Source organism: Nonomuraea sp. NPDC049758 (assembly GCF_040674635.1).
Lineage (GTDB): Bacteria > Actinomycetota > Actinomycetes > Streptosporangiales > Streptosporangiaceae > Nonomuraea.
The window spans coordinates 355,668-370,560 of sequence record NZ_JBFAMZ010000003.1 but is presented as its reverse complement, the minus strand read 5'-3'; the positions used below and the strand labels follow the sequence as shown (position 1 = coordinate 370,560).

Below are 14,893 nucleotides of genomic sequence, written 5' to 3'. Positions count from 1 at the left end.
ACGGTGGGAGGCCGGCCGGTTCAGGTGATCGCGCCGCCGACGACCGTGCCCAGGCAGGGTGGGCGGGCCATCAGGGCCGAGTACGGGTAGCGTCCCCGGGCGTCGAAGACGGCGAAGTCGGCCCGGCTGCCCGGCCCGAGGGAGCCGATCCGGCCCGGGCCGGCGTCCAGGCCCAGTGCCCGCGCCCCGCCCAGCGTCGCGGCCTCGACCAGGCGGCGGTCCAGCCCTCGCACCCGCAGTCCGAGCTCCCGGGCCCGCCTCCGGACGCCGGCCGCGAGCCCGAGCAGGTCGCCCGGCCCGGCGCCGGACGGGTCGAGGCCGCCCAGGGCGAGGTGGCCGGAAGCGGGGTGGCCCGGAGCGTGGTGGCCCGGAGCGTGATGGCCCAGGGCGTGGCTGCCCAGGGCGAGGCGGTTGCCCTCCTCCAGCAGGGCCAGCACGTCGGCGGCCTGCTCCTGCCCCGGCGGGCAGATCGCGACCACGCTCCGGCGCAGGCGCAGCAGCTTGCGCTCACCGGGGTCGAGCGGCCGGGCGCAGGCCACGTGGCAGTGGGGACCGAGTGCGCCGGCCTCGTCCAGGGCCATGGGCGAGTGCCGGTCCAGCCCGGCCAGCAGTCGCAGGCCGAACGTCCTGGCCAGCACGGCGACGTCCTCCAGCACGTGCGGGTCGCGGGTCCGGGCCGCGATGCCGACCGGGCACGGCCGGTCCACCTCGCGCAGCGCCGTGATCAGCGCGTCCCGGTCGTGGTCCTCCCACTCCTGCTCGTCGGCGCTGGACGCCTCGACGTACGAGACGCCGGGAACGCCCGCGAGATCGGCGGGGTCGGCCACCACGGCGGCCCGCGTGGTGACGCCGGGGCCCGGGGGCGTCGGCGCGCAGCAGGCGTCCACCAGCCCGGCCACGATCATGCCCGGCCAGCGGACCTCCTCCGCGACACGGAAGCGGGACAGCAGCTCGGCCCGCGAGCCCACCTGGAGCACCCGCCCACCCCTGATCACCACCGTCCCGTCGCGCACGGGCTCGGCGCAGACCGGCAGCACCAGCGGAGCGGAATGCGCCACGACACGCGAGGGCGCACGCCTCCCCGGAAACGGCCCCAACGCCGCCCCCCGCACCGGCCCCGGAGCCCGCCCCGAATCAGGGCCCTGAGCCCGTCCTGGAACCCGCGCAGTACGCTTCGCACCCGCCATCGGCGCTCCCGTCGGATTTGCCCTTTTGGCATTAAACGCGAGCGACGGCGGCGAAGGCAATCAGTCGCCGCGGGCGCCCCGGGGCTGGTAGCGGCCGGACAACCGGGCCAGTTTCAGGCCGAGGTGCAGGGCCAGCCGCTCGCCGCCGTCCTTGAGGTCCGTACGCGCCAGCTCCTCCACCCGTTGCAGCCGGTAGTACAGCGAGGTGCGGTGCAGCCGCAGCGCCCGGGACGTCGCCACCGCGCTGCCCGCCAGGTCCAGGTACGTCTCCAGCGTCTCCAGCAGCGGCAGGTACTGCTCGTCGGCGAGCAGCCCGTCGAGCCCGGGATGCACCTCCTGGTCCGCGACCTGGGTGAGCATCCGGTAGACGCCGAGCCGGGCCCACTCGGCCGACCGTCCGAGCCCCGGCACCCGCGCGGTCACCTCCGCCGCGTGCCGGGCCTCCGCGTACGACCCGGCCGCCTGCGCCAGTTCGAGCCGGGTGCGCCCGACCCCCACCACCACGGGCACGGGCATGGCCGCGTGCAGCTCGTCGGGCGGGACCGGCGGCCCGGCGGTGAGCAGCACGGCGTGGTCGTAGCGCACCAGGTGCAGCGGATGGTGGCCGCTCAGCCGCCGGCGCAGCGCCAGCAGCCCCTGTTCGAGCGCCAGGCGCAGCCCCTCGTCGGGCTCGGCCGAGCTGGGCCGGGCCACCAGCACGGTCACCGGCTGGCCCTGCGGGAACGCGCCCGCCTCGATGAGCTGCCTGGCCGCGTCCCGCTCGCCGCGCAGCAGCCCGGTGACCGCCTCCAGCTCCCGGTGGGAGGCCAGCCCGGTCGCCAGGCTCTCGTGGAACAGCGCCAGCGCCAGCCCGGGGACGGCCGCCGCGGCCTCGGCCACCTTCTCCTCGGACATGGCCGGTTCGGCGTCGATGAACCACAGGAAGCCGAGCAGGCCGTCGGCGTGCCGCAACGGGACGCACACGCGCGGCAGCAGGCCCAGGTGCGGCGCGCCGGCCGTGCGCAGCGGGGCCTGCGCCTCGTGCACGCCGGCCGCCCGCAGCCACTCGCGCACCTCGGGGGTGGTGTGCCGGCGCAGGATGGAGTCGCGGCGGATGTCGTCCATGGCGCCGTTCTGCTCGCTGTAGGCGATCACGCGCTGCACGCGGTCCTCCAGCAGGAGGGGACGCCCGAGGCGCATGGCGAGGTCGTCCACGATCCGCTGGAGATCCGCCACAGCTCCACCTAGGTCACGCTGGACATTTCGACAAATGTCGGAAGGGTTGCTACACGTCTTCCCTACAGCTGATCGGTGATCTCCGTCAATAACGTCTATACCGTCAATCCGTGAATGCCCCGAAGAAGCTGCTGAAGGGTTTGCTGGCGGCCATCGTGCTGTTCCCGGTGAGCCTGATGGCGACCCCTGCTTCCGCAGCACCCCCCACCGTCGATCCCGAGTACCCCTGGCGGCAGAACCACTGGCCGCAGACCCAGCCCTGGCAGCAGGACGAATCGGCCGACGCCCAGACGTTGCGCGCCCGTCCTCCCGGCGGCCTCACGCCTCTCGACCCGCAGAACTGGGAGAACCCCGACCACATGACGTGGGCGGACTACAAGAAGCCTCCGGGCACCAACTGGAGCGACCCGGCCGTCAAGGGCTCCAAGCGCACCTTCAAGGGCGCGCTGGTGCTGCTCGACTACCCCAACCAGGCGTTCGTCGTCACCCAGCCCAAGGGCTCGACGATCTACGCCAACCCGAGCGCCGAGGCCCATGACGTCCCGCGCGACCAGGTGGCCAAGTTCTACCAGGACTTCCTCAACACCCCGAACGACCTCAACAAGGGGCACACCATCCACGAGTACTGGATGGAGGACTCCGGCGGCCGGTACGGCGTCGAGCTGACCGGGTTCGGCCCGTACACGATGCCGGGCAAGGACCACGAGTACGCGCTGGAGCCCGGCTTCAACGGCACCTCGGGCTGCCCGGCGGGCGACACCTGCAACAAGAACCTGCGCACCGACGGCCACAACGCCTGGATCAACGCCGTCGGCGAGGACGTCGCCAAGCAGTACGACTTCATCTTCTACCTCAGCGCCGGCCAGGACGAGTCGTCCACCTGGCAGGAGTTCGGGATGATGAAGTTCCCGACCAAGGAGGACGTGCCCGACGAGTGGGGCCCGCCCGACCCGGCCCTGCCCAACTGGCTGAAGACGCGCTACGTCGACTGGTCCTCCTGGCAGGCGGCCTCCAACTTCTGGCCCAACGCCAACATCGGCGTGGACTCCGTCCAGGCCGAGAGCTCCGGCATGGCCGTCTACGCCCACGAGTTCAGCCACATCCTCGGCGTGCTGGACAACTACAACAACCCGTACGGGGTGCCGCCGGTCCGGGCGTACACCGGCGTCTGGGAGATGCTCAGCCGCGGCAGCTTCAACGGCCCCGGCGGGCCGCACTCCCGCTGGCTGATCCCGCCCACGGCGGGCGCGTCCATGGGCGCCCAGCACATGCTGCGCAACAAGCTCAAGCTCGGCATGGTGGACGAGCAGAACGTCCTGCGCCTGTCGCGTGAGGCGCTCGACGAGTCCGGCCTGGTCACGGCCAAGATCCTGGCCCGCGCCGTGCAGCCGGGGCAGAACGACCTGTCGGGCGTCAACATCTCCTTCGACGCCCCCGGCGACAAGAGCACCTGCCCGGCGACCGACCCGCTGTGCGACCGCGGCGGTTACCAGAACTACACGGTCGAGGTCGTGGACCGGATGGGCTCCGACTCCTTCACCCCCGACTCCGGCGTGCTCCTGGCCAAGACCAAGAACGAGGACCGGGCGCCGTTCGAGTGGGTGATCGACGCCAACCCGCAGGACATCGGCATGACCGACTACGTGATGCCCGACGGGACCAAGGTGCCGATCACCGTCGGCGACTACCGCCAGCTCTCCGACGCCCTGTTCCACGCCGGGACCGACTCCGGCAGCGAGTACGAGTACGTGGACCAGGCCAACCGCCTGCACTTCTACGTCACCGACCTCAAGCGCAACCGGAACGGCGAGCTGTCCTACACCGTCGCCATCCGGTCGCTGGACGGCGCGGGCCCGCAGAAGCGCGGCGTGCGGGTGCTGCCCGCGGCCGGCGTCCCCACCGGCAAGAACGTCTCCACCTGCACGTTCCCGGTGTTCAACACCGGCAAGGCGGCCCCCGCCCAGGGGCAGCACCCCGAGGACGTCAGCGCCTACCTCAACTCCGACGTCTACCGGGTCAAGGCCGAGGTGCAGGGCAAGGGCTGGACCGCCCAGGTGCCCAACGCCCTGGCCTCCGTCGCCTTCGGCAAGCAGGCGCCGGTGACGGTCAACGCGGTGCGCGCGCCCGGCGGCGACCGTCTGGCCCGCGTCAAGCTCACCGCCGTCTCGGAGAGCGACCCGACCAAGACCGCCACGGCCACCTGCCACGTGATCGGCCTGTAGCGGAACGATGGGGTACGGCTGGCGCTCGCCGTGCCCCATCGGCTTGAATCACCCCCGGAAGGGGGTGTTCGGTGCCGGGAAACTTACCGGACAAACCGCGACGTAAGCGGGTCACATGGGCAGCGCCCGTCTCGGCGGGGCTCGCGGCCGGCGCCGCCAGTGTGCTGGCCGCCTCGCTGGAGTGGGACATCCCGCCGATGGCCAAGATCGGCGTGACGCTCGCGGCGGCGCTGCTCGTCGGCGTGACCACGTGGGCCACCACCGAGGCCACGCCCCGGCGGCGCGCCGCGCCCGCGCCCGAGCCCGGCGTGCGGCCGCCCGACCAGTGGCCGCCCGTGCCCGAGCACTTCACCGGTCGCGCCGACTCCCTCGCCACCCTGCGCGAGGTCTTCGCCGCCCGCCGGAAGTCCTCCGACCTGTCCCCGCCCCTGGTCGTCTCCGTGTACGGCCGCGGCGGCGTCGGCAAGTCGGCGCTGATGACCAGGTTCGGGCAGGAGGTCGCCGACTGGTTCCCCGACGGCCGGTTGCACGCCGACCTGCGCGGCGGCGTCGACGCCCCGGTGCGCCCCGAGGAGGTGCTGATCGGCTTCCTGCGCGGCCTGGGCGTGCGCCTGGCCACCGACCCCGGCGGCCTCGACGAGCTGCGCACCCTCTGGCTGACCTGGACCAAGGGCCGCAAGATCCTCATCGGTCTGGACAACGCCCACGACGCCGCCCAGGTCAAACCCCTGATCCCGGCCGAGCCGGGCTGCGCGGTGCTGGTCACCTCCCGCTCCCCGCTGTTCCTGGACGGCACCCACGACACCCGGCTCGGCGTGTTCACCGAGGCGCACGGCGTGGAGCTGCTGGCCCGGCTGGCCGGCGGCGCGCGGGTCGTGGACGACCTGGAGTCGGCCAAGGAGATCGTCCGGCTCTGCGACCACCTGCCGCTGGCGATCAACATCTGCGGCGGCCGGCTGGCCACCCGCGAGCAGTGGACCCTGCGCGAGATGGCCGGGCGGCTGACCGACGAGCGCCGCCGTCTCGACCAGCTGGAGGTGGCCCAGGGCGTGGACAAGAGCGTGCGGGCCTCCGTGCAGCTCAGCTACGACGACTGCACCGGCATCCAGCGCCGCCTGCTGCGCCTGCTCAGCGCGCTGCCCGCGCCCGACGTGCCCGGCTGGGTGGCCGGCGAGCTGCTCGACATCTCCGGTCTCGACGGCGCCGACCAGCTCGAAGCGCTGATCGACGCCCAGCTCGCCGAGTGCTCCGGCACCGACCAGACCGGCGCGATGCGCTACCGCCTGCACGACCTGGTCCGGGTGTTCGCCGCCGAGCTGGCCGGCCAGGACGAGGAGGAACGCCGCAGGGCCGCCGTCGAGCGCGTCCTGCACGGTTACCGCCGCCGGGCCGAGGAGGCCGCCCAGAACCGCTGGCCGCAGGACTGGAGCAAGGGCGGCCGGCGCGCCGACGCCGAGGGCCAGCTCGGGGCGGGCGACTGGCTCAACGCCGAGCGGCTGTCCCTGCTCGCCATGATCAACCTGGCCGCGCAGCTCCGGCTCTGGGAGCTGACCTGGGGCCTGACCAGGGCGTTCTGCTCGTTGTGTCACTCGCTGCGGGCCTACTGGGCCGACTGGGCGGACGTCGCCGACATCGGCTGCGAGGCGGGCCGGCGTACCGGTGACCGGCGCGCGCTGGCCATCGCGCTGCTGAACAGCGCGGTCGTGCGCGGCGGCATGGGCCTGCGCGAGCGCGCTCTGCACGAGGCCGAGCAGGCGCTGGAGATCTTCGGCGACCTCGGCGAGACCTGGTGGGCGGCCAGGGCCATGCGCACGGTCGGCATGACCCTGATCAGCGGCGGGCACCTCGACCGCGCCCAGGACTACCTGATCGGGGCGATCACCGCGTTCAGGCATGAGGACGATTTGTGGTGGATGGCCCGCACCCAGCGCAACCTGGCCGAGATGCGCATGGCGGAACGCCGTCCCGAGGAGGCCCGGGACCTGCTCGAAGACGCCCTGGAGATCTTCCAGCGGGCGGGCAACCGCTACTCCGAGGCCCAGACCCTGCGCGTCTACGGCGAGGCGCTGGCCGCCCAGGCGCGCGGTGAGCGCCGGGCGGGCGACCACCGGGCCTCCGACGCCCTGTTCGTCAGGGCCGGGTTCAGTCTCGACCGGGCGGCCGAGATGTTCCGGCAGCGCGGCGAGCTGTGGGAGGAGGCCCGCTGCCTGCGCGCCGCGGGCGAGGTGGGCGATCCGGCGGGCGGGCTGCGGGAGCTGGAGTACGTCCGGCGGGCCGAGGAGATCCTGGTGGCGCTCGGCGACTCGTGGGGGGTGGCGCGCACCGCGGTGTCGGCCGGGCGCGCGCTGGCCCGGCTGGGCCGGATCGAGGAGTCCGAGCACGAGCTGCGCCGCGCCGTACGCGGGTTCCAGGAGCTGGAGGACCGCTGGTGGATGGCCAGGAGCCTGCGCTACCTCGGCGAGGCGCACCTGGACGCGGGCGGGCCGGACGCGGCGGTCGGGCCGCTGGAGCAGGCCAGGGAGATCTACCGCAGCCTGGGTAACGAGGCGGGCATGCGCCGCACCCTGGAGCTCCTGCGGCAGGCCCGGCCCTGACCGCCCGCGAGGGTCAGGAGTCGCGCGAGGGGTGCCGCTGCGGGCCGGTCGCGCCGCGATCGTGCCGGTCACGCGGGCCGGTCGTGCGGTGCGCGGCGTGGTCGTGCCCGCCGGTGCGGGGGCCGAGCGCGCCGGTGCCGTAGGCATCGCTGAAGGGGCTTCTCAGCAGCTCGCCCGCCGCCTGCCTGGCCTGCAGCACGCTCTCCTCGAACAGCTTGCGCACGTGGGCCGCCTGGTCGGACAGCTCCCTGATGCGCTCGTGCGCCAGCTCGTCCCGTACGGTGTCGGCGAGGAGCTGCTGGTACTCGGGGGTCTTGGCGGCCAGCGCCTCCAGGCGTCTGTGCGCGTGGTAGACCTTGTCGGCCTTGAGCACCTGCTTGGCGTACTTCTCCAGGTGGCGTACGCGGTGCGAGAGCGAGGTCCAGGCGGCGTCGAGGGCGCTGGTGTACGGCTTGAAGGCGTCCTCCATGCCCGGCGGCAGCTCGCGGGGGATGAGCCTGCCCTGCTCGGCGTGCATCGACGACAGCCGGCGCAGCCGGTGGGCGATCTGCCAGACCTCCTCGGGCAGCGACACCTGATTCTCCGCCGAGTCGATCAGCCCGGCCTTGTGCACCTGGGAGTTGAGCACGGCCGTGGCCGCGTCCTGGGCGCGGCGCAGCAGCACCTGGCAGGGACGGTCGAGGTCCTCGGGCAGGACGTAGTGGTCGGCGTGGGTGGTGGCGAGTCGTAGTCGTCGTTTGACGATCCGGTGGGAGCTGTCCAACGCCATCCACCGGATCAGGGCGATCAGTCCCATGCCGAGCCCGGCCACGAAGACGACCTCGGGTTTGCCGGTCACGATCAGGACCATCATCAGCAGGGCCGGAAGCGCGAAGAGCAGGGCGGGGCTGAAACTGGGATCCATCCGCCTGCCGGAACGGGCCATATGAAGGATGTGCGGGCTCGACCGCAACTCGACCGAGACGTCCGGGGGCAGCGATGGATCGATCACCAGCCGGGGAGGCAGCGCGCGTGGATCCATACGTTCATGCTGCGTTATGAACTAGGAATCCGCTCATGATTGGCCGACATATAAGGTCGAAGTAATGGATGAGATGACAAGATGGATCGATCTGGAAGGCGCCGTCAACGTACGTGACCTGGGCGAACTTCCCACCCGTGACGGCGGGCTCACCCGCCGCGGCCGGATCTTCCGAGCCGACAACCTGCAGGGCCTCACCCCGGCGGACGTGTCGCTCCTGGTGGGCGAGCTGAACCTGCGCCATGTCGTGGATCTGCGCTCGACCGCCGAGGTCAACCTGGAGGGCCCCGGCCCGCTCACCCGGGCCTCGGAGGTGACCCACCACCACCTGACGCTGTTCGCCGAGGGCGGCAGGCACACCGACGTCGAGGCCGACTCCATCGACGGCGACCGCGTGCTGCCCTGGCAGGAACGGGAGGTCGACGAGGAACTGCGCGTGACCGGCTTCTACTTCGGCTACCTGCGCGACCGGCCGGACGCCGTCGTGGCGGCCCTGCGCGCCATGGCCCTCGACGACGGCGCCGCGCTGGTGCACTGCGCGGCGGGCAAGGACCGCACCGGCGTGCTGTCGGCGCTGGCGCTGGAGGTCGCCGGGGCCACCCGCGAGGCCATCGTGCGGGACTACGTGGCCACGGGCGAGCGCCTGGAGCTGATACTCAAGCGCCTGCGCGCCAGCGACACCTACCGGGACGACCTCGACTCCCGCCCGGCGGACGACCACCGGCCCCGGGCCCGCTACATCGAGCAGTTCCTCAAGGTGCTGGACGACCGCTTCGACGGCCCGATGGGCTGGCTGCGCGGCCACGGCTGGACCGACGCCGACAACGCGGCCCTGCGCGCCCGCCTGCGCGACTGATCGGCACGATCAGCTGTCAGCCCAGGTGGACGACCATGCGCTGGGCGGCCGACAGGTGGGCGGCCTCGATGACGGCCAGCGTGTCGATCGAGCCGCGGGGGTCGACCGGCGGCGGCGCGCCCTCGCGCAGGGCGCGTTCCACCCCGCGGTAGAAGTCCAGGTACGCGCCCGGCTCGGTGGGAACGGGCCGGGCGTCGTCGTCGGTGCCGAGCAGGCCCCAGCGGCTCTCCTCGTCGGCGCCGAAGCCGGGGGAGTCGGGGGTCAGGCCCGCCCGCAGGCGCTCCTCCTGCACGTCCATGCCGTGCTTGACGTACGCGCCCGCCGAGCCCAGCACCCGCAGCCGCGGCCCGAGCCGGGCCGCCACCGAGCTGGCCCACAGGTGGGAACGCACCCCGCCCGCGTGCCGCAGCGCGATGAACGTGTCGTCGTCGGAGGCCACGCCGGGCCGCCGCACGTCGCTCTCGCAGTAGACCTCATGCGCCGGGCCGAACAGCTGCAGCGCCTGGTCGACCAGGTGGCTGCCCAGGTCGTAGAGCAGGCCGCCGATCTCCTCCGCGCCGCCGGTCTCCCGCCAGCCGCCCTTGGGCACCGGCCGCCAGCGCTCGAACCGCGACTCGTAGCGCAGCACGTCGCCGAGCCGCCCCTCGGCGATCAGCCGCCGCACGGTGATGAAGTCGCCGTCCCAGCGCCGGTTCTGGAACACCGTCAGCATGACGCCGGCCTGCTCGGCCAGCCGGACCAGCTCGCGGGCCTCCTCAGCGGTGCGGGCGACCGGTTTGTCCACGACGACGGGCAGGCCCTCGGCGAGCGCGGCGGCGGCCATGCTCACGTGCGTGCGGTTGGGGGAGGCGACCACCACGAGGTCGCTGTGCTCCCACAGCTCACGCACGTCCGGCACGCCGGCCGCGCCGTACCGGTGGGCCACCTCGGCCTGCCGCTCCGGATTGCGCGTGACGACCGCCGACAGCCGCAGGCCCGGAGTGGCATGGACGAGCGGGGCGTGGAAGTACGCGCCCGCGGTGCCGTATCCGATCAGGCCGACCCGGATCTCGCTCATCCGCCCAGGTTAGCCGGTACGGCCCGGGCCGCCCGTCACTCGTCGTCGCGTTCGGCCAGGAAACGTTCGAACTGGGCGGCCAGCTCGTCGCCCGTGGGCATCGGGGTCGTCTCGGCCATCAGGTTCTGCCGCTCCGTGCCGCCCGCGAACGCGTCGTACTGCTGCTCCAGCCCGCTGATGGCGGTGGACAGCTCCGAGGACGCCTGGATCTGCTCCTCGATCTCCGCCGTCGTACGGTGGGCCGCGTCGCGCAGCGCCTCCATCGGGAACACCAGGCCGGTGCCCCGCGTCACCGCCTCCAGCCCGGTCACCGCCGCCGTCGGGTACTCCGCCTGCGACAGGTAGTGCGGCACGTGCACCGCGTACCCGACCGCGTCGTGCCCCTGCGCGCCCAGCCGCAGCTCCAGCAGCGCGGCCGCGCTCCCCGGCACCTGGACGCGGCCGAAGGCGCTGGTCTGGGAGTTGATCAGCTCGGGCCGGCTGGCGTGCATGGTGATGCCCAGCGGACGCGTGTGCGGCACCGCCATCGGGATGCCGTGCAGCGTGACGATCTTGCTCACTTTCAGCCGGTCCAGCAGCTCTCCCACCGCGCGGGTGAACAGCTCCCATTCCCGGTCCGGCTCCGGGCCGCTCATCAACAGGAACGGCGTGCCCGTGGCGTCATGGGCGACATGGACGGCGAGCTCGGGGCTCTCACACTCGACCCAGCGGTCGGTGTCGAAGGTCATGATGGGCCGCCGGGACCGGTAGTCGAGCAACCGGTCCACGTCGAACGTCGCCACGACCCGGTGCTCCAGCTCGGCCAGCAGGTGGCCCAGCGCGAGGCGTCCGGCGCCGCCCGCGTCGACGAAACCGTCGAAGTGGTACAGCAACACCGGATCAGTCAGCTCGGGCGCGTCGTCTGCGAGCCTGTAGAGATCCTTCGGGTCGAACACGGTTGGACAGCCTTTCCCTAGGTACTCTTCCCCAGAACCTATGGCGAGTCGGATCGATTCCGCGCAAGGCACCCTATCGAGGCACAATCCGGCATCCGGTCGGAGGCGGGGGTCCGCCCTGGCCGGCGCGGCGGCTCCAGGATGTCGCCCGCCGACGCCGGAGGCTGGCGTTCCGGTCAATCTCGCCATCATCAAAGGTGACATTTTGCTGATGGTGGCGGCCGATCATGGTCGCGCGGAGCCCGGTGAATGATCGTCACGTCTGGATCCGGCTCCGGCCGCGCCTGCGACCGCGCGCGCGGGCCGCTTCCCTGGGGCGGGTTCACGCAGGAGTCGGCCGTGGTCAGAGCGCTGCCGGAGACGGGAGCCGATCAGCGGGACGGCGTCCTGTCGGCATTGGACCCGGCCTGAATGTTGGCAAATGCCCAGTTTATCTACCGGCTCCCTTGGAGGGATCCATAGTGTGAAAAAGGCATTAAAGGGCTCCAAGTTGTCGAGTGTGGCCTTTTGAACAGCCGATCGTCATGCTGAAGGGCGTGGCAACTTCTGCGCATTCCTTCAGTAGGCGACCGCTCCACATCCCTCCGCTCCCATGCCCGTTCCCCAACGAGATCAACGTGCATGCCGCGGAGGTCGACGTGGAGAGCCATGCGTGGCTGGCCGCCTCCAACATGCTCAAGGACGCCGACACCATCGAGCACTTCCGGCGTTCCAAGATCGGCCTGCTCGCCGCCCGTACCAACCCCGAGGTCCCGCGCGACAGCCTCCGGCTGATCAACGACTGGTACAACTGGCTCTTCGCGTTCGACGACGCCTTCTGCGAGGGAGAGCTGATGGGGCACCGGGCCTCCGCGCTCGCCCGCGCCCTGCCGCCGCTTCTGGAGATCCTGGACGACCGCAGGAAGCCCGACGACGACGACCCCTTCGGGCTCGCCCTCAACGAGCTCCTCCACCGCATCGTCTCCACCTCCACCCCGGCACAGGTGGACCGGTGGCGCATCACGGTCAAGGAGTACCTGTTCGCCCAGATCTGGGAGGCGGCCAACCGGGAGGCCGACCTGATCCCCACCCCGCAGGACTACATCCTGATGCGCCGCATCACCGGAGCCACCTACACCTGCTTCGCCCTCATCGACGCCGGCGGCGGCTACCGCCTCGAGGCCGAGGAGTGGCACCATCCCGACGTGCGGATGTTGTCGGACCTGGCCTGCGACCTCATCGGCTGGGACAACGACCTGCTCTCCTACGCCAAGGAGTGCGACAACGACAAGGCCCGGCACAACCTCGTCACCGTGCTGGCCACCCACCGGAACCTCACCCTCCAGGACGCCCTCCTGGAGGTCTCCGACATGCACAACCAGGCGCTCGCCGCCTTCCTCGACCGGCGCGCGGCGCTGGAGAAGTGGGCCCCGCCGCCCGTCCGCACGTACGTCCGTGGCCTTGAGCACTGGGTACGCGGGCACATCGAGTTCTCGCTCGGCAGCGCGCGTTACGTGCACGCGTGGCCGGAGGGGACTTGCTGGCCCCAGGCCGTGTGAGGCCCCGGGATCAGTCCTCGGCCGGGGCGTCCAGGTCGCCGAGCGCGAGCGTGGACGCCTCGTCGAGGTCGAGGCGGGCGCCGTTCTCGAAGGCGTTCTTGTAGGCCAGCTCGCCCATCATCGACTTGCAGTCCTCGACGCACGCGTCGTGGTCGTCGGTCAGGAACGGGGCGCCCATCTGCGGCAGGCCGGCCGTCCGCCAGTTCTGCTGCAACGCGCCCAGCAGTTTGGCCGCCGTCGGCGCCTGCTTGAGCGCGATGAGGATGCGCGCGGTCGTCTCCAGCACCAGCAGCGTGCCCAGCGTGTCGTGGAAGTGCCGCTTGATCCGCAGGCCCTCGCGGGCGTTGTGCAGCGCTTCTGCCGGCCTGCCGGTGTCGAGCCTCGTGCGCGACATCGCCCACTGGGCGTACGAGCTGACCCACAGCTCGCCGCGCTCCCGGCACACCTGAAGGCAGTCCTGGAGTAGCGACTCGGCCTCGAACAGCTCGCCCTGCGCCGACAACACCAGCGACAGCTCGACGATCGCGGGCAGCAGGCCCGGGTTGAGCTCCTTGTTGTCGGTGTTGAACTCGATCGCCACGCCCAGCAGCGCGCTGGCCTTCTGCAGGTCGCCCTGGAGCAGCGCGGCCGTGCCCTGCATCTTCGAGGCCAGGATCACCGCCCGCGAGTCGCCCACCCGGACGGCCTCCGTGCTGCACTGCTCGGCCGCCGCCAGCGCGCCCTCGCTGTCACCCTGCGCGCTGCGCACGTAGGACAGCACCCACAGGGCCTTGCAGCGCTCCTTGCTCGGCGAGGGGTTGGCCTCCAGCGCGCGTTCGAGGTAGAGCCGCCCCTCCCGGACGAAACCGCAGCACACCCACATGAACCACAACGACGCCAGCAGCGTGAGCGCCGAGCCGCTGCGCATGGAGGAGGACAACGCGTGCTCCAGCGCGACCCGCACGTTGTCGTGCTCCTGACGCATGCGCACGAACCAGTAGATCTGCCGCGGCCCTGACCACGCGTCTTCGCTGCGCTGGGCCAGGCTCAGGTAGTACTCCAGGTGGCGCTGCCGCATCTGCTGGGCCTGGCCGAGCTTGTCCAGCCACTCCTCGCCGTACTCGGCCAGCGTGTCGATCAGCTTGTAGCGGACGCCGGAGTGGTGGCTCCTGATCATCAGGATCGACTTCTCCACCAGCCCGGTGACCAGATCGGTGATGTCCTCCGAGGGCAGGCGCCCGTCGGAGCAGACGAACCTGGCCGCGTCGAGCTCGAAGTCGCCGGCGAACACCGACAGCCGCGCCCACAGCAGCCGCTCGGCGGGCTCGCACAGCTCGTGACTCCAGCCGATCGCCGCCCGCAGCGTCGCATGGCGCGGCAGCGCCGTACGGCTCGCGCCGGCCAGCAGGCTGAACCGGTCGGCCAGCAGCCCGAGGATCTGCTCCACCGACAGGGCGCGCAGCCGCACCGCCGCCAGCTCGATGGCCAGCGGGATGCCGTCGAGCCTGCGGCACAGCTCGGCCACCGCGCCGATGTTGTCCTCGTCGAGCTGGAAGTCGGGCACGACCGCCCCGGCCCGCAGCGCGAACAACTGCACCGACTCGTTGGTGAACAGGTTCTCCGTCGGGTCGTCGCCGGGCACCACCAGCGGCGGCACCGGCACCACCTGCTCGTACGGCAGGTGCAGCGACTGCCTGCTCGTGGCCAGCACCTTCAGGTTGGGCGCGGCCTCCAGCAGCTCGTGGACCAGCTCGGCGCAGCCCTGCACGAGGTGTTCGCAGGTGTCGATGATGAGCAGCATGTCGCGATCGCCGACCCACTCCGACAACGACTCCGACTCCGCCCGCGAGGACTGGTCGGCGATGCCGAGCGCCGAGGCGATCGTGTGCTTGACCATGCCCGCGTCCTGCAGCCGGGCCAGGTCGGCGAACCACACGCCGTCGGGGTACTGCGTGCGGACCTGGTGCGCCAGCCGCAGCACCGTGCGCGACTTGCCCACCCCGCCGATGCCCGTGACGGTCACCAGCCGGGACTCGGCGAGATGCCGCTTGAGGTTGGCGAGTAACCGGGTCCGCCCCACGAAGCTGGTGAGCTCCGCCGGTAGATTGCCTTCTCTCCGCCAGCCTGTAGGGGTGGCCATGCGCAGCCTCACGGGGGATCGGCGACACCTGCCCTGGCATCGTACCGCCGGGCGTGAGGGCTGTCCGTGCAGCCAGGAAGACGACCGGTGTTGGTTTGTACGTCTCGGTAGCATGTTTTCCGTGGACGAATTTCTCCCGGAGCAGACTT

The 14,893-nt window shown here is 71.8% G+C and carries 11 protein-coding genes; 5 read left to right on the top strand and 6 right to left on the bottom strand.

The window, feature by feature from the left end; translation table 11 throughout:
• Positions 1-20 precede the first annotated feature (20 nt).
• Both AB0J46_RS09775 and AB0J46_RS09770 read right to left on the bottom strand, forming a co-directional pair.
• Entirely contained in the window at positions 21-1,058 is a 1,038-nt protein-coding gene (locus AB0J46_RS09775) for a hypothetical protein (protein ID WP_364328839.1), read from the bottom strand.
• Positions 1,059-1,247: 189 nt separating this feature from the next.
• Positions 1,248-2,402, bottom strand: a complete 1,155-nt coding sequence (locus AB0J46_RS09770) for a helix-turn-helix domain-containing protein (protein WP_364328836.1) — start codon at positions 2,400-2,402, stop codon at positions 1,248-1,250.
• Between the two features lie 110 nt (positions 2,403-2,512).
• Here AB0J46_RS09770 and AB0J46_RS09765 point away from each other — a divergent pair, with 110 nt between their 5' ends.
• Both AB0J46_RS09765 and AB0J46_RS09760 read left to right on the top strand, forming a co-directional pair.
• Positions 2,513-4,624 (top strand): M6 family metalloprotease domain-containing protein, encoded by a 2,112-nt coding sequence (locus AB0J46_RS09765; RefSeq protein WP_364328833.1) that lies wholly within the window; start codon positions 2,513-2,515, stop codon positions 4,622-4,624.
• Between the two features lie 71 nt (positions 4,625-4,695).
• Positions 4,696-7,218, top strand: a complete 2,523-nt coding sequence (locus tag AB0J46_RS09760; RefSeq protein ID WP_364328830.1) for a tetratricopeptide repeat protein — start codon at positions 4,696-4,698, stop codon at positions 7,216-7,218.
• 13 nt (positions 7,219-7,231) lie between these two features.
• On the opposite strand, the gene AB0J46_RS09755 is transcribed toward AB0J46_RS09760, so the two are convergent.
• Positions 7,232-8,239, bottom strand: a complete 1,008-nt coding sequence (locus AB0J46_RS09755; RefSeq protein ID WP_364328827.1) for a hypothetical protein — start codon at positions 8,237-8,239, stop codon at positions 7,232-7,234.
• Positions 8,240-8,312: 73 nt separating this feature from the next.
• Between AB0J46_RS09755 and AB0J46_RS09750 the strand changes: the two genes are divergently transcribed.
• Complete coding sequence (locus AB0J46_RS09750) at positions 8,313-9,095, top strand: tyrosine-protein phosphatase (protein WP_364328824.1); 783 nt, start codon at positions 8,313-8,315, stop codon at positions 9,093-9,095.
• Between the two features lie 16 nt (positions 9,096-9,111).
• Here the strand turns inward: AB0J46_RS09750 and AB0J46_RS09745 are convergent, their stop codons facing one another.
• Together AB0J46_RS09745 and AB0J46_RS09740 are read right to left on the bottom strand one after the other, a co-directional pair.
• A complete protein-coding gene (locus AB0J46_RS09745; protein ID WP_364328821.1) occupies positions 9,112-10,152 on the bottom strand; it encodes a Gfo/Idh/MocA family oxidoreductase in 1,041 nt (346 codons plus the stop codon).
• A gap of 35 nt (positions 10,153-10,187) precedes the next feature.
• Entirely contained in the window at positions 10,188-11,087 is a 900-nt protein-coding gene (locus AB0J46_RS09740; protein ID WP_352359047.1) for a PAC2 family protein, read from the bottom strand.
• Between the two features lie 249 nt (positions 11,088-11,336).
• Between AB0J46_RS09740 and AB0J46_RS09735 the strand changes: the two genes are divergently transcribed.
• Together AB0J46_RS09735 and AB0J46_RS09730 are read left to right on the top strand one after the other, a co-directional pair.
• On the top strand, positions 11,337-11,498 hold the full coding sequence (locus tag AB0J46_RS09735; protein ID WP_364328818.1) for a hypothetical protein: 162 nt from the start codon (positions 11,337-11,339) through the stop codon (positions 11,496-11,498).
• 206 nt (positions 11,499-11,704) lie between these two features.
• Positions 11,705-12,625, top strand: a complete 921-nt coding sequence (locus tag AB0J46_RS09730; protein ID WP_364328815.1) for a hypothetical protein — start codon at positions 11,705-11,707, stop codon at positions 12,623-12,625.
• A gap of 10 nt (positions 12,626-12,635) precedes the next feature.
• On the opposite strand, the gene AB0J46_RS09725 is transcribed toward AB0J46_RS09730, so the two are convergent.
• Positions 12,636-14,756 (bottom strand): ATPase, encoded by a 2,121-nt coding sequence (locus AB0J46_RS09725; RefSeq protein WP_364328812.1) that lies wholly within the window; start codon positions 14,754-14,756, stop codon positions 12,636-12,638.
• Positions 14,757-14,893: the final 137 nt, after the last annotated feature.

What these genes read in the sequence shown, in the direction of transcription:
- AB0J46_RS09755 (WP_364328827.1), bottom strand. Translation starts at nt 8,239, where the DNA reads ATGGATCCACGCGCGCTGCCTCCCCGGCTGGTGATCGATCCATCGCTG.
- AB0J46_RS09750 (WP_364328824.1), top strand. Translation starts at nt 8,313, where the DNA reads ATGACAAGATGGATCGATCTGGAAGGCGCCGTCAACGTACGTGACCTG.
- AB0J46_RS09745 (WP_364328821.1), bottom strand. Translation starts at nt 10,152, where the DNA reads ATGAGCGAGATCCGGGTCGGCCTGATCGGATACGGCACCGCGGGCGCG.
- AB0J46_RS09735 (WP_364328818.1), top strand. Translation starts at nt 11,337, where the DNA reads ATGATCGTCACGTCTGGATCCGGCTCCGGCCGCGCCTGCGACCGCGCG.